The 21,188-nt window shown below is 58.5% G+C and carries 15 protein-coding genes and 1 pseudogene; 12 read left to right on the top strand and 4 right to left on the bottom strand.

Features of this window, described 5'->3' with window-relative positions; translation table 11 throughout:
* Positions 1-369: 369 nt before the first annotated feature.
* Positions 370-696 (top strand): annotated as a pseudogene (locus tag K227x_RS31510) (hypothetical protein); the annotation flags it as partial.
* A 64-nt stretch (positions 697-760) separates the two neighbouring features.
* Positions 761-1,072, top strand: a complete 312-nt coding sequence (locus K227x_RS06655) for a tyrosine-type recombinase/integrase (protein ID WP_391540421.1) — start codon at positions 761-763, stop codon at positions 1,070-1,072.
* Between the two features lie 1,372 nt (positions 1,073-2,444).
* Here K227x_RS06655 and K227x_RS06650 read toward each other — a convergent pair.
* Positions 2,445-3,560 carry a hypothetical protein gene (locus tag K227x_RS06650; protein WP_246146595.1) on the bottom strand — a complete coding sequence of 372 codons (1,116 nt, stop codon included), beginning with the start codon at positions 3,558-3,560 and terminating at the stop codon, positions 2,445-2,447.
* A 13-nt stretch (positions 3,561-3,573) separates the two neighbouring features.
* Positions 3,574-4,680 (bottom strand): hypothetical protein, encoded by a 1,107-nt coding sequence (locus tag K227x_RS06645; protein ID WP_218933811.1) that lies wholly within the window; start codon positions 4,678-4,680, stop codon positions 3,574-3,576.
* Between the two features lie 601 nt (positions 4,681-5,281).
* On the opposite strand from K227x_RS06645, the gene K227x_RS06640 reads away from it, so the two are divergent.
* The 10 genes from K227x_RS06640 (at position 5,282) to K227x_RS06595 (ending at position 18,533) form a co-directional block, all read left to right on the top strand.
* Positions 5,282-7,348, top strand: coding sequence for a c-type cytochrome domain-containing protein (locus K227x_RS06640; protein ID WP_145168805.1), 2,067 nt, complete (start codon positions 5,282-5,284; stop codon positions 7,346-7,348).
* A 104-nt stretch (positions 7,349-7,452) separates the two neighbouring features.
* Positions 7,453-8,439 carry a class I SAM-dependent methyltransferase gene (locus tag K227x_RS06635; protein WP_246146593.1) on the top strand — a complete coding sequence of 329 codons (987 nt, stop codon included), beginning with the start codon at positions 7,453-7,455 and terminating at the stop codon, positions 8,437-8,439.
* 162 nt (positions 8,440-8,601) lie between these two features.
* Complete coding sequence (gene rpmF / locus K227x_RS06630; RefSeq protein WP_145168804.1) at positions 8,602-8,784, top strand: 50S ribosomal protein L32; 183 nt, start codon at positions 8,602-8,604, stop codon at positions 8,782-8,784.
* A 76-nt stretch (positions 8,785-8,860) separates the two neighbouring features.
* The gene (fabD, locus tag K227x_RS06625) at positions 8,861-9,775 is read left to right on the top strand and encodes an ACP S-malonyltransferase (RefSeq protein WP_145168803.1); all 915 of its coding nucleotides are present in this window, start codon (positions 8,861-8,863) and stop codon (positions 9,773-9,775) included.
* Positions 9,776-10,063: 288 nt separating this feature from the next.
* On the top strand, positions 10,064-10,822 hold the full coding sequence (gene fabG, locus K227x_RS06620; RefSeq protein WP_145168802.1) for a 3-oxoacyl-[acyl-carrier-protein] reductase: 759 nt from the start codon (positions 10,064-10,066) through the stop codon (positions 10,820-10,822).
* A gap of 180 nt (positions 10,823-11,002) precedes the next feature.
* Entirely contained in the window at positions 11,003-11,248 is a 246-nt protein-coding gene (acpP, locus tag K227x_RS06615) for an acyl carrier protein (RefSeq protein WP_145168801.1), read from the top strand.
* Between the two features lie 241 nt (positions 11,249-11,489).
* Entirely contained in the window at positions 11,490-12,743 is a 1,254-nt protein-coding gene (fabF, locus tag K227x_RS06610) for a beta-ketoacyl-ACP synthase II (protein WP_145168800.1), read from the top strand.
* A 174-nt stretch (positions 12,744-12,917) separates the two neighbouring features.
* Positions 12,918-13,778, top strand: coding sequence for a hypothetical protein (locus tag K227x_RS06605; protein WP_145168799.1), 861 nt, complete (start codon positions 12,918-12,920; stop codon positions 13,776-13,778).
* Between the two features lie 304 nt (positions 13,779-14,082).
* Entirely contained in the window at positions 14,083-17,808 is a 3,726-nt protein-coding gene (locus K227x_RS06600) for a hypothetical protein (RefSeq protein WP_145168798.1), read from the top strand.
* A 38-nt stretch (positions 17,809-17,846) separates the two neighbouring features.
* Entirely contained in the window at positions 17,847-18,533 is a 687-nt protein-coding gene (locus K227x_RS06595; protein ID WP_145168797.1) for a ceramidase domain-containing protein, read from the top strand.
* 41 nt (positions 18,534-18,574) lie between these two features.
* On the opposite strand, the gene K227x_RS06590 is transcribed toward K227x_RS06595, so the two are convergent.
* On the bottom strand, positions 18,575-19,105 hold the full coding sequence (locus tag K227x_RS06590) for a hypothetical protein (protein ID WP_145168796.1): 531 nt from the start codon (positions 19,103-19,105) through the stop codon (positions 18,575-18,577).
* Positions 19,106-19,543: 438 nt separating this feature from the next.
* Complete coding sequence (clpX, locus tag K227x_RS06585; protein WP_145168795.1) at positions 19,544-20,842, bottom strand: ATP-dependent Clp protease ATP-binding subunit ClpX; 1,299 nt, start codon at positions 20,840-20,842, stop codon at positions 19,544-19,546.
* Positions 20,843-21,188 lie beyond the last annotated feature (346 nt).

Raw genomic sequence — 21,188 nt, 5'->3', positions numbered from 1 at the left:
ACTTGTTTCTCACCCTTTACGGTGGGTGATGATAGGAGTTTTTGACTTGTTATCACCGGTTGGACCTTCGGTAGGCCGGGTGGCGACCAAGCTTATTATCACCGGTTGGTGCCGATGGGCTTCACGGCCGGGACCTTATTGTCACCGGTCCAGACGGGGGATGCAATCATGAAACGACAGCATTCGATGAGTCGGTCGTTTCCGTGCCTTCTCCGCATTCTCTGCTGGCTACACGGTTGCACGACCGCCACTGGATAGTGCGCGCTTGCGCACAGGCCCGCGACCTGGTGCCGGTGCCGCGGACAGACCATTGCTGAGGGGGGGGGGAGTGATCGCGACCTGCGGTCACTTCGATCGAATCTACGCGAGATGGGAGTGTCGCCAGTGGATATGTTCTCCAAGCCAACTCAGGCCGAGCAAGACCTGAAATGGGCGAAGATCTGGTTCAAGCAGTTTGCCGGATTTCATCAGCGCCACAAACAGGCCGATTGGGACTTTTCGCCCGATCACGTGATTGACTCGAAAGAACCCGATGCCATCGGGCAGTTTCGCCGTGCGCTTCGCAAGGACGGGATGCGAATGCAGACCGAGCGGTCTTACGTCGGCAAAGTGAAAGCGTTCATGGCCGATCGTGGACTGACGTGCTTGGCCGACTTTCAATCGATCGGCCCGTCTGACGTGGAAGCTCACTTGACGGACCTGGCCGTCGATGGCAATGTCGCCGCGTCGACTCAGAACACCGCTTTTCACGGGGCACCATTTGCACTGCGAAACATTCCCACGACATTTGAAAGTCGCGGTCGATGCGGCGGGCATCCACAAGCATGTCACCAGCCACACTTTTCGACATTGCTTCGCAACCCATTTGCTGTGGTCCGGCACGGACATTCGCGTGGTTCAAGAACTGCTCGGGCACAGCGACGTGAAAACCACGATGATCTACACGCACGTCATGAACCGGCCGGGGGTCGTGGTGGTTAGTCCGCTGGATCGATTGCAAGAGGTCACTCAGCGGCGCGGCGCAGAGGATGGCGGCGTGAAGGTTGGCGAGGCAGCGTTGGGAAGTTTGTAGTACCGCCTTTAGGCGGAATTGGGTGTGGGTGTTGGGGTTGGGGGGGTAGGGGATTCCGGCTGAAGCCGGTACTACGAACGGTGGGGAAGGCGGCGGACAGGCGGCGGTGGCTTTGTTGGTTGCACTGGCTTCCGCGCGCGTCCGGCTTAGCCGCGGACGGGGGCCGCGGTTTGCGATGACTGATGCAATCATGATCTTCTGCGGGCGGTCGGCCTGCAGGCCGACCGCCCGCAGAAGATCATTGGGGGTGGCCAAATGCCGGTGGCCGAGGCCACCGGCATGATGCTTTCGCCTCTGCGAGGCTGTTGTAAGCTAGACGTCCTGGTCCGGCGGAATTGGGTGTGGGTGTTGAGGTTGGGGTGGTAGGGGATTCCGGCTGAAGCCGGTACTACGAACGGTGGGGCTAGCGGCGGCGGTTTTGTTTGTAGTACTGGCTTCCGCGCGCGTCCGGCTTAGCCGCGGAGCGGGGCCGCGGTTTGCGATGACTGATGCAATCATGATCTTCTCTGGCGGGCCGCCTGCGGGCGGCCCGCCCGCAGAAGATCATTGGGGGTGGCCGAGGCCACCGGCATGACGCTTTCGCCTCTGCGAGGCTGTTGTAAGCTGGACGTTCTGGTCCGGCGGAATTGGGTGTGGGTGTTGAGGTTGGGGAGGTGGGGGATTCCGGCTGAAGCCGGTACTACGAACGGTGGGGCTAGCGTCCTAACGACGCGCGGCCCGTTGGGCACGCGGTTTAACGATGGTGTTCTGCATCACTTACCCAGCGCCCGATGGATTTCATCCGACGCGGGTTCATACTCATGCGGGCTTGGTGCGATCCAAACACCTTCGAAATCAACTTCCCGAAAGTCATGATGGGACGTCCACTGGAACTCGTCGCCCTCGAACTCGTCGTCGTCCCTGGGTGCTTGATCGCCAATAGAGAGAGGGTCGATCAGTCCGGCGCCAACGGACTCGCGCAGGAGTTCCGGTTCATGCCGCCAGATCCATTTCCAGCGTCGTCGTCGGCCAGGTTTCACCAACGCGATTCGTTTCACGAGCGACGCAAGATCGGCCACTTCGGAGATCGCGTCAGATTCCAACCCAAACAGACGCCTGATGTTCTTCTTTGAGATATTGGATTGCTGAAGAAATCCGAAAATTTCCGTTTCCAGTAGCTTGCGCCTCCGTACCGATTTTGGCAGTCGGCGACATTGGCTGCAAACGATGGCCCGCTGACCTCGGCCACCGAACTTTTCATTGGGGCGTATTTCGAAACGGATTCTACAACAACGTCCCACGTAGCATTCGGCATTCAACGAGTGGAAAAGGGGAACCTATTCAAGGCGATGTCCTTGATAGGTTCGAAAGCAATGAGTCGGATCGGTCGGTTTTAGATAGGCGGCCGAGCTACATCGTCAAGGCAGGAAGACTTGGATGATGCGTCTGTGTCGGTTGGCGGGGCAGGGGATTCGTCACCGAGGTCGACCTCGAAATCGGGGATCTCGGTTTGCTCGGTCCAGGCGACGGGTGTGACGGTGGGAAGGACCGGTTGATGCACCGGACGGGACGCGAACATTTGGTCATAGCGGCGAAGGTCTTCGTCGATTCGGCGTGACAGCATCCGTCCGTTGAGATGGCCTGCGATGACGGCGCCATAGTAGGTGGGCAGTGAGTGGCCCAGCGAGAAGGGTCCCAGAGCGTTGCCGACATAGGTGCCGTAGGCGGGGTACAGAACGCGGTTGGCTTCGACAATCCCCGCCCGATCATGCCGCTGGTACAGATACGACAGCGCGTCGCGTGAGGCCACGGTTTCATGCCATAGCGGTGTCACCAGGTACGCCAGCGCGTAGGTGCCCTGATACTTGCGTCGTGCAAAGTCTTTGGCGTGCCCGAGTTCGTGCAACGCGATCGCCGGCACGTCGCTGTAAAGGTGCACCGTCTGCGTGAAGGGATTGAAGTGATCGCCACCGATCAAACGGCCCGGCAAAATCGCCTCGCCACCGACGGACAACAACCCCAACGTGTAACGGTACGGCCAAGCCACGGTTGTATTCTTTCGCAGGCGACGAAAGTCTTCCAACGGCGCGTACTGGTTCATCCGAACTTTGATGTGAGCCAATTGATTGGCTTGCAAGTATTCGGCGGTCGTTTCGATTGTCGGTTCGGTGAATCGGTGACGATCGATGCGGCTGTCCCATAGCAGCACCTTGCTCGGGATCCCCCAAACCCAACCGGCCACGTCCAACCATTTCACCGGTCGACCGACCTCGATCTGCGAATCCGCATCCGCGACCAATGGTGGTGGCAGATAGAGCGGCGATGATGGGATCGGTTTGGGGGAGAGAACGTGACACCCCGTGCAGGCCAGCAACACGGCCAAACCGATCGCGCCGAACAGTCCTTTCACACCAGCTGTTTTCACACCTGATTTGCATCTCCGATTCCGCGCCGATTCGATTTCAATCATCGGCTGTCCAAACATCCAATGCGGGATGATCGATTTCACTGAATTGCCCATTCTAAAACTGATGCCTCAGCCCGAACGAAAGACCTGCATAGCGGGCCGATTCCGTATCACCCGGCTTGGCGTACGATCGACGGGCCGTCGCAATGTCGCTGATGGTCAATCCGTAAAAACCGAACTGAAAGGAAGTGCGGGGGCGGAAGTCCAAGCGGACATTGGCAGCGAACTCGGACGTGATCACGAACCCGGTCTCCGATACGTCATAGCGGGCCGCGGGACCGTGGCTCCAAAAACCTTCTCGTCGACTGTACGCACCACCTACTCCGCCAGCCAACCCAGCATCGAAGGACAGCCACGGATTCCACTGCCACTGACCGCCATACTTTCCTTCGGCGACCAACACGTGATTCTCTGTCGCCGTGAAATCGTTGTAGACAAATCCGCTTGAATAGCGAACATCGTACCGATCCATCATTTGCAGATAGCGGATGCCAAAGGCAGCCGAGATATCGCCGTCCAGAGTTCGCTCGAACACTCCCGCATGCCCGGCGAAGCTGTACAGTTCGCTGGAAGCCATCATTTCGTCACTGCGTACCCCAAAAGCATCGTCGCCTTCGGTAGCCAGGAACGACCATGACACCAGGCTTCCGCCATCGGCCGACGGCGATCCAACACGTCGTTCCAACGCAACTCGCACGCCCGAGTTCATTCCCGACTGGACCTTGGTGGATCGATTTTGTCCGCCCGCCCAAGCCAGGTTCAGAGAATCATTTCGATCCAGCGTCAGAAACTGCCCCGACACGGTCCAGGAAAGCGGCGTGGCGGCCTGGAAGGTATCAGGCTGCCGAGTATCGGCCTGGAAAATCTCGGGCTCGATGGCGTACTGGCCAACAGGGATGGAGGACTGAGCATCTTGGTACGAAGTTTGTGTCCCTTCGCCGGAATCAATCAGCTGATCGAAACGCATCTCGCCGAACGAATCACCAGCGATCACACCAGGCGACTGTACGATCAACGCCAGCATCCATCCCAAGCCGACGACACAACGCCAATGTCCCGGCAACGGGGTCGATGGGAAGGGATGCGACATGACGGGCAATCGAGCGGTGGGACGCAAGTAGAGTTCGAACGCCAAACGCATCGCTCCCTCAGGATTCAGCAATCGCAGCGGGACAGGTGAGTGGAAGCTCGCTGCTCGCTTCTAATCCGCCTTTATCCTAGAAGTCCACCCCAAAATCGACGTTGAATAGCAGCGCGGGTGATGAGAGCGTCCAGCTTCGCCGCGGGGCGACAGCAGATCTTTGCCGCGGATCGGGCCCCACGGCTAGCGATGGCCCAGAAGATCATTGGGGGATGCCCAATCCTGCGGCCGAGGCAACCGGCATGATGCGTTCGCCTCTCCGAGCCTGTCGCGGGCTGGACACTCGCGGATGCCGCCAATCCGTGGGCGGATCAAGGCTGGATTCGGCTGCGTTGAAATCCGCCACGGCTTGGTCGCCACGCGTGGAGTGAAGTCGGCGAACGACGGAATCAGCGAACGCACGGGCAGGCGAAAGTCACCCACGAGAATCGTGACCCGCATAAACCGCACAACGAACACAACACGAACGGTGGCCGAATCTTGCTTACGGGGATTCGCTGAAAAGACGGCAAGGACGGGTCGAAAGCCCGCTTTAAACTTCGGAAATCGCCGGTGGGTACTTTATACTTGGATCATGCGTTCCCAGATTGCGTGACGCCCGTGTCGGAGACCACGACGGGGCGTGAAACGATGCGAAATCGTGGCCGAATCGTGGGTTCGTATTGGCGGTTTGGGATGGCGTTCATTGGATCTGTCTTTGGGTGGTAATTTGTCGATGCGTGGATTGATACTAGTTCTGGGCATGTTGATCGGGGCTAGTTTTGTAGGCGACCGACCGGCGACCGCAGCGGGCATCAGCTTGGGCCAGCGTAAAGCCATTCAATCCGCCAATGCTGCGGTTCAGCAGGCCGGAAGCCGGTTTGCGGCAGGCGACTACGATGCCGCGGGCGTCCACATTCGCGAAGCGATGGGACACGTCAAGACGGCCGCCAAGGATGCATCCCCGGAAGTCTACGACGCGTTGCTGCCGTCGATCCAGCGGATCAGCAAGGCGCACACCATGCTGCAGTTCGAAGGCATTTCGCTGCCACCGTTTCGGATCCCTCCGCGTCCCGAGGCAGCCCCCCCAGCCGCAGCGTCTGAACCGGCGGCCAAGCCCGCACCCGCCATGAAGCCGGCCGCGCCAGCCACCACCACCCCGCCCGCGGCCCCCGCGACTGGTTCGCCCGACGGCGGGATCAGTTTCACGAGCTCCGTTGCACCGATCCTGGCCAACCGATGTGGCAACTGTCACGTCAGGGGCAGCAAGGGCGGATTCAGTTTGGCGACCTTCGCAGAACTGATGAAGGGACCAGCCGAAGGCGTCGTGATCTTCGCTGGCGACACGGTCGGCAGCCGGTTGATCGAAACGATCGAAACCGGCGACATGCCTCGCGGCGGCGGCAAGGTCACGGCTGAAGAACTGAACACACTGAAGCAGTGGATCATGGCGGGCGCCAAGTTTGATGGTGCCGATCCATCAGCACCGATCACCAGCGGCACGCCAACACCGGCGACCGGGGCGGCAAGCATGGTCGCCCCCGAATTGCGAATGGCGACCGGCAAAGAAACCGTCAGTTTTGCCAAGGACATCGCGCCGCTGTTGGTCGAAAACTGCAAAGGCTGTCACATCGGTGCGATGCAGGCCCGCGGCGGATTGCGAATGGACACCTTCGCACAACTGCTGCGTGGCGGTGACAGCGGAGCCATCGTCCAACCCGGCAAGGGTGCCGATAGTTTGCTGGTCCAGAAACTTCGCGGCATGGTCGGTGCACGGATGCCGGCCGGTGGACGCCCAGCACTTCCCGAAGCATCGATTCAACTGATTTCAACATGGATCGACGAAGGAGCCACATTGGATGGTGCCAGCGATCGCCAACCCCTGTCGGTGATGAGCCAGTTGGCGTGGGTCGCATCGGCAACCGCCCAGGAAGTCAGCGAGAGACGCAAAGCGATGGCGGCTGACCACATGAAATTGGTCAACGCATCGGGTGCACCGGTATCCGAGAAAGTGACCGACCACTTCTATGTCCTGGGGACCGCGTCCCAGCCGACTCTGGACTTGGTTGCCAAGCTGGCCGAAGAACAGATGAAGACGGTTCAGTCGGTCACCAAGGGATCGGCAGGCGAAGCATTCTTTCACGGCCGAGCCACTTTGCTCGTATTCCCCCGCCGTTACGACTACAGCGAGTTCGCCAAAATGGTCGAATCCCGCAGCATCCCCAGCGACTGGGATAGCCATTGGCAGTTCGACGGCATCGATGCCTACGCCGCGATCGTGGCGACCGACCGAGACGAAGAAGAACAGATCACCAGCCGGTTGCTGTCGCCGTTGACCAGTCTGGCCGTTTCGACACGCGGCGGCGATGTGCCCCGTTGGTTGGCCGAGGGAGTGGGCGTTGCGACCGCCGCGCGGAAACGCGGTGCCGACCGCGCCCAACGACAACAGATGGAATACGAAATCTCCCAAGCGATCGCGGCGATGGACAATTCCAAGAAATTCCTGGACGGCAAACTGACCCCGGAACAGAGTGATCGGATCGGGGCCGCGATCGCCGCCAGCCTGTTGGACCGAACCCACCGCAGAAACTTTGATCGCTGCTTGCGTCTGCTAGACCAAGGCAAATCGTTCGACCAGGCATTTTCCGAATCGTTCGGTGTGACCAAGGAAGCGTTCGTCGACGCCTGGGCCAAGTGGGCAAAAGGTTAGCAGCACGCGGCTTTTCAATCGGCGGCAATGGGGTGACAATTGGGCACGGACGCTAGATTTTGGTTTTGGCGTTCGCTTCTGCCACCTGCATGGAACCCCGCCTGATGTCGACCGCCCAAGAGCGCACCCTGGCCCAATACCACGGTCTGATGCGGGTCAACGCATCGGCCCACCTGTTGCGAGTCGCACGTGAAGTCGGGTTGATCGCCGCGCTACGAAGTGGTCAGCAAACGGCCGAACAGTTGGCCGATTCACTGCAATGGGCTCACCATTCGGCCGCCCTTTTGATCGACGGGCTGATTTCGATCGGCATCATCGAACAGTACGGTGAAGACTATGCATTGTCGCGAGCCGGCCATTTGCTGTGCCAGTATGACGATGACTTGGGGGATGCGGCCTGGCAAAAACTGGCGTCCGTCGTTCGGGGTGACGATCAACGCAGCGAACATGACGATGCCGAGCGATTTGCGTATGTGGCGGCTACCCAGTGGTCGCACACGTCGTCGGCGATGCAAGCGGCAGAGATCCTAGACATTGGCGAAGGCGGCCAGTACAGCGGGCTGAAGATTTTGGACCTGGGGTGCGGATCGGCCGTCTGGAGCTGTGCGATCGCCCACCGTGATCCTGAGTCGTCGGTCACCGCTGCGGACACACCGGCGGCACTGGAAGCCGCCCAGAGCACCGCTGATTCGATCGAATTGACTGATCGGTTCACCACGATCCCTGGCGATCCGTTGACGGTGGAGCTGCCTGCGGACGAATTCGATCTCGTACTGGTGGCCCAGCGAATTTCGTGTTTGGACGGCAAAGCGGGCCAGAAACTGTTGGCCAAAGCCACCAGGGCGGCGAAACCAGGCGGCCGTGTGGTCGTGATCGATGTTTTCCGAGGCCCTACCAAACCGAATTTGACCGAGTGCATCGAGGCCCTGCGGCTGGACTTGGGGACTCGCGGCGGACGACTTCGATCGCTGGAAGAGGCCCAGGCCGACATGCAGGATGCCGAATTGCAACGGATCCAATTCACATTTTTGGCCGCCAGCGACATCAACATGGGGATGGCGGTGGGAACCAAATTGGAACTTTCGGACTGAAATTTGCGGCAAAATCCCCCGCCACCGGCAATTTCGCAGAGGAAAAGCGGCGATTTGCTGGAAAAGTCACCCTGGCTGCGTTGACGAAATCGCCGTTTTGTTTCTAAGCTACGCGGCTCGATTCGTACCCGTAATTGAACCCCGAAACTCGGACAAACAGCAATGGCTGTCCCTAAACGAAAACACTCCAACGCCCGAACCGGCAGCCGCCGCGCACACGATCGCGTCAAAAAACGCCAAATCGCTTACTGCCCGCAGTGCAGCACCGCCGTTCCCACCCACTCGATTTGCCCCAAATGTGGTTATTACCAAGGGCGAACCGTTGTGGAACATGAAGACGCCTAGTTTGTCGTCGGGCCGCCGGTTCCATGAAAATGGGTCCGCACGCGTCGGCTCGATGATGACGTCTACGTAAAGCACCATGAAATCAGTCGGCATTCTCTTTCCCGGCCAGGGCGCTCAGGCACCCGGTATGGGCGTTTGGCTCTGCAATACCTACCCGCTTGCGCGACGTTTGTTCGACGAAGCGGCCGACGTGCTGGGATATGACCTGCACTCGCTATGCAGCGATGGCCCCGCAGAAAAACTGAATGCGACCGAATTCAGCCAGCCTGCGTTGTTCACCGTCGGGATCGCTGCGGCCAACGTGCTGCGTGAAGAACAACCCGAACGGATCGCAGCGGTCAAAGCCGCAGCCGGACTTAGCTTGGGCGAATACACCGCGGTCTGCTTTGCAGGCGGTCTGTCCTTTGCCAATGCGCTGAAATTGGTTCAACGTCGCGGCGAAGCGATGCAATCAGCAGCCGACGTGGTCCCCAGCGGGATGGCCAGCGTTTTGGGGCTGGATCTGGATGCCGTCCAGAAACTTTGCGACGATTGCCGACAAGAAGGCGAGGTTCTGCAACCCGCTAACCTGCTGTGCCCCGGCAACATCGCGGTGTCCGGCCACATCACGGCGATCGAGCGATTGATCCCGATGGCGACCGAAGCGGGCGCGATGAAGGTGATCCCATTATCGGTCGCCGGCGCATTCCACACTTCGCTGATGGCACCGGCCGTCGACAAGCTGAAGGCTGCGTTGGACGAAATGCCGATCACCGACACCGACATGCCGGTCTACAGCAACGTCGATGCTGCCCCGCACACCAAGGCCGATGAAATTCGCGACCTGCTGAGCCGCCAAGTGGTTGGACCGGTGCTGTGGGAATCGTCGATCCGTCGCATGATGGACGATGGAATCGAAAGCTTCGATGAAGTCGGTACCGGGCGAATCCTGCGAGGCACGCTGAAGCGAATCAACCGCAAAACGCCGACCGACGGCTTCGGCGACGAATAAGCGGTGCCCACGTGACGTTGCCGCGAACCGAGACGGAAGTTTCGATCGCAACGTGATTCACCCAGCATCTTGGCGACTTTCGCTACCGCATCAACCGAAACGTAAACACTGACCACGCACTCGTCCGCTTCACGCTGACCCCAGCCGGTCGATTCGCTACGAATCGTCCCCTGAAATCGTCGGCACAAGCTTTTCTCCAGACGCCTCCATCGCCCAAGCCGGTTGGCCGCCACCTCGGCCCCAGCCCAACCATCGATGACGAGCCCTTCTTCCAACCCAGAAAGTTTCATGGAACTCTCACTGACCACCGACCTAAAAGGTCAAGTCGCCGTTGTTACCGGTGCATCGCAGGGACTCGGCAAGGCCGTCGCGATCGCATTGGGAATGAATGGCGCGACCGTCGTTTGTTTGGCTCGAAACGCCGACAAGTTGGCTGCTACGGTAGCCGAGATCGAAGCTGCCGGCGGGAAAGCCGAAGCCGTCGCCTGTGACGTGACCGACCGCAAGGCGGCCGCTGCGGCGATCGAAGGCGCCAACGAAAAGCATGGCCGGTTGGATATTTTGATCAACAACGCAGGCATCACCCGCGACAAGCTGATGCGTGGCATGTCGGACGAAGAATGGGACGACGTGATCGCCACCAACCTGACCAGTTGCTTTGTTTGTTGCCGAACCGCAGCGGGCATCATGCGTCGCAAAAAGTATGGGCGCATCATCAACATGGCCAGCATCTCGGGCATGATCGGCAACCCCGGCCAAGCCAACTACTCGGCCAGCAAGGCTGGTATGATTGGGATGACGCGAACGATCAGCAAAGAATTGATCAGCCGTGGCGTGACCTGCAACGCGGTCGCCCCAGGCTTTATCGCTAGCGAAATGACGCAAGAACTTGGCGACGTTGTCCTGGAAGAAGTCAAAAAGCGAATTCCTGCCAAACGCGTCGGAACCCCCGAAGATGTGGCCGCAGCGGTCCTTTTCCTCGCATCCAAGGACGCCGGGTACATCTCTGGACAAACCCTAGTCGTCGACGGCGGAATGATCGGTTAGAAACAAACGCATAGCTGCGTATTGACGCGTTTTGCTTGTTTGACCTATCTTTTCGGCGAATGAGACCGCCGACGATGGGCACTTACCCTTTGAACGGTCCTGACGAGCGGATTCCGAATTGCCGGGGCCGCTTCCCCGAACCACCCTCAGCTTGCTGACCATCCTTTTAAAGTATTGCCCATGGCTACCATTGAAGAACGTGTGATCGATATCGTTTCCGAACAACTCGGTGTCGACAAAGACAAGATCACTCGCGAAACATCGTTCGTGAACGACCTCGGCGCTGACTCGCTCGATACCGTCGAATTGGTGATGGAACTCGAAGAAGAGTTCGACATCAGCATTCCTGACGAATCGGCAGAGAAGATTCAAAAGGTCGGCGAAGCTGTCGACTTTATCGAAGCAGCCAAAGGCGACGATGCCTAAGTCGGCTACTGGCTGGGGCGTTTTCGTCCCAGCGGTATGACGACGAACAACGTTGCCGCCCCTGAAATGCCAGTCGACCTCGGTCGGCTAGTAAGGAAGAGGGCGGCATTTGTTTTTCACTGGCGATGGTTCCACCGACGCCAGCCGGTCGCCCCGGCCATTGCCCGGGCACCTTGTTCCGTTGAATTCTTTCTCGCTTCCTTGAAACTGACCTCGAAAGTACCGGCAAAAGGTAAACCCGATGCAAAACCAATCCCAACGACGCATTGTGGTTACCGGTATCGGCATCGTGACCCCGCTGGGGAATGATGTCTCGACGTTCTGGGATCGACTGATCGCAGGCGAAAGTGGCGTTCACGAACTGACAACGCTGGACACTTCGCAGTACAAGATCCACATCGGCGGCGACATCCCCGATTTTGATGTGGAAGATGTCGTTGGTGCTCGCGAAGCCAAACGACTGGATCGATTCACTCAGTTTGCCGTCCATGCCGGCACTCAAGCGATCCGCGACGCTGGTCTGGACTTCACCCAAATCGACTGCACCAAGTGCGGCGTGATTCTGGGGTCCGGTATCGGCGGACTCGGCGAGATCGAAACCCAAATCGAACGCATGCTGTCCAAGGGCCCTGACCGCGTCAGCCCCTTCACGATCCCCAAGATGATGGTCAACGCCGCCGGCGGGACGATCTCGATCGCCCACGGCCTGAAAGGCCCCAACTATGCCGTCGCAACGGCTTGTGCCAGCGCCACCAACGCCATGGGCGACGCGCTTCGCAGCATCCGTTTGGGCGAAACCAACCTCGTCGTCACCGGTGGCACCGAGGCTGCGATCACACGCATGGGATTGGCCGCATTCCAAAACATGAAAGCACTGTCGTCGCGAAACGATGCTCCGGCCGCTGCCAGCCGTCCCTTTGACGCTGATCGCGATGGGTTCGTGATGGGCGAAGGCGGCGGGATCCTGATCTTCGAAGAACTTGAACACGCCAAAGCACGCGGTGCCAAGATCTACGCCGAAGTCCTCGGTTATGGCACCACCAGCGACGCCGGTCATATCACCGCACCGGATCCCGAGGGCAAGGGTGCCGCTGCAGCGATGCAGGCGGCGATCGACGACGCCGGTGTTGAAACCGGACAGATCGACTATATCAATGCGCACGGAACCAGCACTCCGCTGGGCGACAAAGCCGAGACACGAGCGATCAAGAACGTCTTTGGCGATCACGCCTACAAGACTTCGATCAGCAGCACCAAGAGCTCGCTAGGGCACTCGCTAGGGGCCAGTGGTGGCATCGAAGCGGTGATTCTTTGCAAGACCATCGAAACGTCTACGATCGCACCTACGATCAACCTGGACACGCCTGATCCGGACTGTGACCTGAATTACACGCCCAACGTTGCCAAGACTGCGGAAGTCAAAATCGCAATGAGCAACAGTTTCGGGTTCGGTGGACACAATGCCTGTGTCGTGTTCGGCAAGTACAGCGGATAGATTCGGGGCCTGGCTAAAAACAGCAGATCGACGAAATTCACTCTCGCTGCGCAGCGGCCGTGCTGTTCTATTTCACCCTCCTTTTCAAAGTTGGGTCGAACTGAAGCGAGGCGAGGATCCCGCGTGGTCGTCATCGTCCACGCTTCGTCCCGATTCTCTCGGAGCCTGTTTTCCATGCCCAACGCCGCTCTGGATCCGACCGAGTACATCGAACAAGGCTTCCTGTTCCAACTGCTGCGCGAGCGGTTGGCCGACGACATGCCGATGCAGGAATTGCTGGAACAGGCTCGCTGGGAACTGCTGGCGACGACCAAGTTGCCGATGGCGATCGACTACCTGCTGACCGAGCTAAAGCATTCGGGGTTGATGGCGCCGGCGATGCTGAAACTGGGCCACTACTTCACCGGTTTCCAAACCTATTTGGTGTCGCAGTCGGAAACCGATACCGGTCGATTCATGATCAGCACGGCGCTGCAGATCATGGAGGCGGAAGCGAAGTATCGATCTGCCCAGCCCACGCCCGAAGGTCTGTTCTTCTATCAATTCGAAGTCCTTTGTCGAAACCGTTTGAACTACGACAAGGGTCTGACCGCGATCAGCAGCGATCCGATCTTTGACGCCAACTGGGCCAAGTGGATCCTGATGCTGAGGGCCCAAATCGGGTTGGTGGACATCGCCGATCTGCTGTTCCTGGCCAGCGAAGAGTACCAGCATCGTTTGGTCGAAGCCGGCCAGCCGACCGAAGGCAAAGGCCCATTCCTGTTCGGTCGCCGCGAAGGACTGATCGCACTGGGCAACCGTCGCAAAGATCCGCTGTTCCTGTTCGCCGCGATGCAGCGGCACTTGGGATACCCGACTGTCCCGCGATTGAAACCACGCGACCAAACACCGGAACTGATCCCGGCCCTGATGCGGCGAGTCGAGCGTCTGGAATCACGCATCAAATTGATGGAAGAAGAACGCCGAGGCGGAATCGACATCACCAAGTTCTACGAGAAAGGCCAGGGCAAGATTCCTGACCTGAAAGACTTGTAGCAAGCAATCAGATCGTCGCGGGCACCGATGGCCGGCTTGATGACCAGGCGTGCAAATCCACTAGCCTCATCCTGTTCTCTAGCCTCATCCTGTTCTTGGATTGCGGGGGAACATGCGACCATCGCTTTGCGGATTCGCGCAAAGCTTGCCGATTATCTGAAGCTTAGCGATCGCCAACGGCCTACTCATGAACCGCCATCTAGGGGGCGACAATAGGAATATCCGTTGCGTTCCCTTCAATCGGTGAGATCATCGACGAGCGCACCACGGGCCTGGTCCTGTTCCTTCTAATTGGTCGTTCCCCATGATCCGTTCCCGCCAAACACTGGTTCGCATTGGACACCTCGCCACCGCGGTCTGCACTTTGGTGATGGTGTTTCCGCCGGGTATCACGGCCGCGGGCGAACCACTGGGTGGAATCTTCAAGGCCGTTTCGCGGATCGCACGCGGTGGGAAGGAAGCGGCCATCGAACGGCACCGTCCAGATTCCTGCACGCACCAGAGCGTCGAGGAATTGGCCGGCCAATTGGATTGGCTGGAACACCATATCGATTGCTACGGGTCGGTGGTCCCCAAGCAACCCGATGTTTGGGGCGAGGCCAGGATGACGTCCCATCGCCATGACATCGAAGAACAGTTGGGGACACGGCTGAAAGAATTTGGCCCCACACTGCAGGGTGCGATCCGTCGCAGCGATCAATCCGCACTAGCACTGGCCTTGCAAGCCCAGCAGGCCGTTTCACCGGCGTCCGCCAGCCCGGTCCAAGGCCAAGTCGCACTCCCCGCGCTGATCGAATCGCAGGGAAGGAGGGATTTCACATCCATCGATGCCAATCGGTTCGCTGGACAGGGACTGGCGATCGAACCGGTGAAGTACAACGCGCAGCTGTTTCGGTATCTGAACGCGCTGAACGAACTGCGGCGGATCAACGAAGGCGACGACACCGCCGACGGAACCGGATATGCGATGAACCTGGTTCGATTGCCGATCAGCGTGCTGCCCGGGAGCCGAACGCGGACCGGGTATGGCTGCGAAGTCAGCTTCACGGCCGAGCCCATCCTGGGCGACGACTTGTTACCCAATACGTTTCGCAGCCTTGTGATCAACGATGTCGTGGATATGCACGCGTTGCCGGTGACTCGATTTTTGTCAGATGACTTGGTCGATTCAGTCAGCAAATTGGGGATCCTGGTTTCTGCCGAACGCCGCGCTGAAAAACTGATCGCTTTGGTCGACCAGCGGTTGAACGAACTGCGTCAACAGGTTCCGTTCGACGATGCATTGGCACGAGGCATCGCGTACGCCGAAGACGACCGCGAATACCTGCAACAGCGATTTCAAACGCTGTCCTACGATGCGCTGTCCGATGCGCACAAAGGAAAACAAGACCGCAACCTGCCTGTCTTGTCGGGTGAAATTGTCTTCGACGGCCAGAAGTATCAAGTCGAAGCCAAACTGAGCGCCGAACAGATCCTGAAGTCGGTCGAAGATCTGCTGATTCATCAAGCGACAATCCAGTCCTTGGATCTGGTGCTGACGGCGCCTGGTCAAACCCAGAAAACCATTCCCGTGTCCCTGGGCGCGATCGAAGACTTTTCGCGAGGCATCCAGCGCCGTCGACTGCCGTACATCGTGGTCTACCCAAAGTGGCTACTGCCGATTCTTAAGGAAGCCAACATCGACACCACCACGATCGAACAACGTCAGCAAACGCTTGACGATCGCCTTGGGTCTTTGCCCCAGTTCGCACCTCGCCTCTGCACCTTCAAAGCAAGCACTCCACCCGGTGAATGTGGGGACGACAAAACCAACGCCGCCATTCCATGGACTGCTAAAACGAACAGCAAAGTTTCTTCCGTTTTCCCGAGCGAGATATTATCGACGTTTGCCGAAGCCCTGCAGGCAGGATCGTCAAGCATTTCTTCACTGTTCAATGCGGCCGAATCATTCAACAGCATCGGTTCCGTCTCGCTCCATTCGACCGAAGAAGTTCTGCGGGACCGGATCGACGCTAGTACGTTCACGTTCGGTTCGACCTCGCCGATTCAAGCCCGCCGCATCCGCCGTCCGCTGGCACCTAGCCAATACTTGCCGGTGGTCGGATATGAATCCTTTGGCAATCTGACCGAATCCGTTGCCCAGGCGTTGCTGACGACGCCACCGAACGATGGCAACTTTGTCCTGGTCAGCGATGTCCGGTCGATCCTGAAGGAGGAACTTGCCCACACCTACGACATGCTATCGCAGCCCAGTCAAATGCACCTTTGGGCGACCGCGGGTCCGCAGCTAGCCGAAGCCGTGACGACGCGTAACTTTCGCATGGTGCGTCAGATCCGGGAACAGTTCCTGAGCGAATTGGGCGTCGGCGTTCGGTACAGCCCGACATCGGCCCTGGCTTGGTCGATCATGATCGAATCCAGCCTGCTGAATCGCGAATTGGTCGCCGCGATGCGCCGCCTGGAATCCGAAAAGGGATGCGGATGTGGCTGGGGTACCGATCCGATGGCCGAGCCCCAGTTTTGTGGCGCCAACCCATCTGCCGAAGCTCGCCAAGCGTTCAACCAGTACGTCCAGTGTCGTTGGCCGATCCAAGTCTTTGCACTCGATCCGACCGCCCAGGAACAGAACATCGCGGATTCGTTCAATCTGCGCCGTGAACTGCAGTTGGCAGCCGCCGTGGCCATTTCCACCGGCAACGCATCGGTCCGCGCCGCGGGTGCTTTTGCACGACAACTGGAAATCGATATCGATACGATCGAAGTGAACGCGACCGAGGTTGCGTTCGCGCACGGTGCCGAAAATTTTGGCTGGCGGTTCTACCCCCGACTGCAATCGCCCGATACTGCCAGCACTCTGCAGTCGTTCGGACAAACGCTGTTTGGCGGCCCATCACGCGACCGTCTCTTGAGTGCCCGGCGGCTGGAACCGGGACAACGCGAATGCACTGCGGTGATCGTGATGCCATCGTTTGTGCCCTACGTCCATCTGCATAGCCGAACCAGTTGGTTCCGCCTGACCCATCCGTCGGACCGCGAATTGACGCTGACCGATTCGATGCAGCTGAGTCGCGCTAGCGAGGCCGTGCACCGGTTTGCCCAATGCGTGCCCGATTGCGACTGCTATCGCCCCGCCGATGTGGCCCATCTGTCCAACACCGCCCGGCAACTGTCCAGCCGATTGCCGCTGCAGTCCGCGGTGGTGGGAATCCCGTACGAAAATTCGCTGGGCGGGTTTGAATTGATTTCCGGTGGGATGAACAATCTATCCGTCGAATTGACCAGTTGGTACGGCGCCCCCGGCATCGATCCCAAACATCCCACCGTGCTGTTCCTGGTCGGTGACGGGTTTAGCGTTCATGAAACGCAAGTGATCGTTGGTGGTCGTACGGCCGAATTCGAATTGATGTCGCGACAGATCATGAAAGTCGTCGTTCCCGCCGGCGTGCAAAAGCTGGGGCGGGGGGAAGGCGAACGATTGGTCGATGTTCATGTTGCCACCCCCTATGGTGTCAGCAGCCATCTGCTGATCCCGCTGAACGAACCCGAGCCGAAGCCGGCGGTGACCGCACAGCCAAACTGGAATCCCGCGGTCATCCCATTGGCCTATCAGGTATCGAAGGTCAGCACGACGCCCAAGGTTGGCAACTTGGCATTCGTCGGCGGTGGGTCGGGCGGCAAGCTGGCCATCCAAATGCCATCCAAAGATCAGGTTGCCGACGGCGCCACCGTTTCCGTACAGCTGATGACCGATACGCCGCTTGGCCTAGCCATCGCATCGGGGGCCCCCAAAGCCTTTGCGTTGGCGTTGACCGCCAATCCAGACAAGTCGCAGTACGAACTGGCCGATTCGCAGATTGCCACGTTCAGCAGCCAACTGGAAAAAGCGGTCACCCAGTATGTTTTGGGCAGCCGGTCGGTCGAATTGGTAAAAATCCAGGCACGCGGCGTCGTCAGCGTCGGTGAGCAAACAATCGCGATCGAAAAACCACTGATCCTGGATGTTCATGTGCAACGCGATCCATCACAGTGATCCCCATCGGTTTGGGATGACACTTGGGATACGGCGGCATGAACGAAACGTTGGACTTGTACTGCGAACGGTGTAGCGACGGTGTCTGGGCCGAACCGATCAACGCGATCAGCAACGTATCGTTCCTGATCGCGGCCTGGTTGGCCTATCGTTACGCACGTCGCCACGCCCAGCTAGATCGATCGATCCGGATCATGATCGGTTTGGCAGGTGCGATCGCGATCGGCAGCGCACTCTTCCATACCTTTGCCACCCGATGGGCACAGGCACTGGACGTGTTGCCGATCTTTGCGTTCCAAATCGGGTTTCTATGGCTGTACCTGCGAAACGTCGCAGGTCTGTGCTGGCAACGCTGCTTTGCCGCATGCAGCCTGTTGATCGTGACCACTTTGCTTGCGGCCATGTTTCCCCAGTTCATCAATGGATCGCTGATGTACGTGCCCGCGTACCTGTCGCTGGCCGGGCTAACACTGCTGCATCATTGGCACGATCGACCGGCGGGCCGATGGATGTTTGGAACGCTGGCCGGTCTAACGATCGCGTTAATCTTCCGAACGATCGATATCGCCGTCTGTGCGATGATGCCCTTGGGAACACATTTCCTATGGCACCTGATCAACGGCTTCGTGATCTACGCATCGATGCGAGTGCTATTGGCTAGGGATCAGAGGATCCACCCCATTCGGATTCCCCTAAGTTCCCACGAAACAACGCCGACTCCATGAGCCGGCGTTGGATGGAAAAAGATTTCGATGGATCGGATTCTCTAGAAAGGGCTATACGAGCGGTTGCCGCTGCGGCCTGCCCAGGGACGCGAGCCGTGATTGACGACAGGCTTTCGTGACGTGGATGGTTTCGTCTTTGGCTTGGGGGCGTTCCCGTTGACCTTCGCACCAAAGGCGACATGTTCGTTTCGGTCTTCGACGATCCCGCCGGGGCCGCTATTGCCGCCCATTCGGCGACGCGACAGATTTCCGTGTGGGACGCCGTTGGTGGTCCACTGAGTTCCCGTCACGTGCCAGCGGACACCGCTGAGATCGGTTTCGTATCGGTTGACGTTGCGGTAGGAACCCGGATCGATTTGGGACCGGTTGGGATCCAAGTAGCTTTCGCGAACCTTCGTCTTGTCGGTTCGAACGATGATCTTTCCGGTGAACGGATCGTAGCGGGCATCGGTGATGCGGCGGCCCGAGTCGTAAATTTCGGGGTTGTAGTAGCCTTGGGCGGAAGCGGTGTCGGCGATGCGGAGGACCGAGACGGCGACGGTGATGGCGAAGATGATCTTGTGAATGGACATGGCTGTGCTTTCGTTCCGATTTTGGGGGGGAGTGTTTTACGTTCGTTTTGATGAAGGCGACTCATCCGCCTCACCAACACTTGCGGGATACCCGCCCGAACCCCTTAACGAAAAGCAGAAAAAGATTTTCGCGTCTGCCACGGCGACCTCTTTTCGTGGTCGAGCGACGCGACGGGCCAGCACCGGGCCATGGGAAGAATGGAACGCAGATCAATGGCACTTGGGCTGGCGATCTGCCGTCGCGGAATGCTTCACATTTCGCCGGCCAGGCGGCGCGAGAGAAGGGAATTCAGGCGAATCCCACGACATGAAGGATGGACGGAAAGGGCGGGGAGGGAGGGAGCGCTGGAAAACGAAAAAAACGCCGGAGCCCACGGGGGGACTCCGACGTTTAGTCGTTCTTCGCTAGATGACTTGGGTGCTAGTCAGATGGGGTGACTAGGCACTTTTGGTCGTTGGCATCTGGAACAGTTTATTCTTGCCCGAGACGACGTCTTCATCAATGGTGTAGAGCGTGCCTTCGGGTTGTTCGGGCAAGTCGTACATGATGTCCAACATGACCTCTTCCAAGATGCCTCGCAGGCCACGGGCACCGACGCCCTTATCCAAGGCCCGTCTAGCGACGAATTGCAGCGCGCCCTCGGTGAACTTCAGTTCGCAATTTTCCATGGCGAAAAGTGCTTCGTACTGCTTGATCAACGAGTTCTTTGGTTCAGTCATGACTTGAACCAAACCTTCTTCGTCCAGCGGCTGCAGATAGCTGACCACGGGCAAACGTCCAACCAATTCGGGGATCAGACCAAATTGCAGGATGTCTTCGGTTTGCACCTGAGCCAACAACTCTGAAGTCGTTTGCTCGTTGCGAACACTGTCACCACCACCGAACCCGAGCGTCTTGTGCCCGAGTCGTTTGCGAATGATGTCTTCGATTCCGACAAAAGTACCGCCGACGATGAACAAGATGTTACTGGTGTCCATCTGGATGTACTGCTGTTCGGGATGCTTACGTCCGCCTTGCGGTGGAACGTTGGCAACGGTGCCTTCCAGCATCTTCAACAAGCTCTGCTGCACGCCTTCACCGGATACGTCGCGAGTGATCGACACGTTGGCACTCGTTTTGCCAATCTTGTCGACTTCATCGATGTAAAGGATACCGCGTTGGGCTGCTTCGACGTCGAAGTCAGCCGCATGCAACAGTTTCAACAACAAGTTCTCGACGTCTTCGCCGACGTACCCAGCTTCGGTCAACGTCGTGGCGTCGCCGATGGCAAAAGGAACGTTCAGCATTCGAGCCAAAGAACGGGCGAGCAACGTTTTTCCGCTACCGGTCGGACCGGCAAGCAGAATGTTGCTCTTTTCAATCTCCACTTCCGAGCCGCCTTCCCATTCACTGGTCAGACGCTTGTAGTGGTTATGGACGGCGACCGCCAAGACACGCTTGGCCGATCCCTGTCCGATCACGTATTGATCGAGGTGTTCAACAATGTTTCGTGGCGAAGGAATTTCGTTGAACAGCGACTTGCTAGGCCCGCGTCGACGTTGTTCCTGGTCCAAAATCGATTGGCACAGCTCGATACACTCGGAACAGATGTAAACATCACCTGGACCTTCGACGAGTGGTCCCACGTCTCGGTAACTCTTGCGACAGAAAGAACAGAAAGCGTTCTTTTTGTTGGTCGACGTTCCGCGGCGGGACGGGGTATTAGTAGTAGTACTAGGGGTATCTTTCGAGGGCATACACGACTCCTGTTGGTGCGACGAACGAGTCGAACGGCGGGTTTTGAAAGAGGTCACCAACTTCATGAGCTATTCGCTCGGGTGATTCTCTTCTTCATCCGCCGGCCGACGCGTCAATAGTCACGCGTCAAACGGTTTCGGGCCACGGCTCGAATGCTTTCCCGCATCACGGCGACTTTCCGATCGACAAACCGAAGTCTGCCGCTTGGAGTCCGCCCCAAATGCGGGATGGGTCATCCGTATCCTCGAAAGCTCGAGCCTATCGTGGTTCAAATTCAAAAACGATCTATAGTTTCCAAATGATTGCCCACATGGAATTGGGAGGGCAAACAGAGGGAGGGGTTGT

Source organism: Rubripirellula lacrimiformis (assembly GCF_007741535.1).
GTDB classification, from domain to species: Bacteria; Planctomycetota; Planctomycetia; order Pirellulales; family Pirellulaceae; genus Rubripirellula; species Rubripirellula lacrimiformis.
This window is presented reverse-complemented; position numbering and strand designations above follow the sequence as displayed.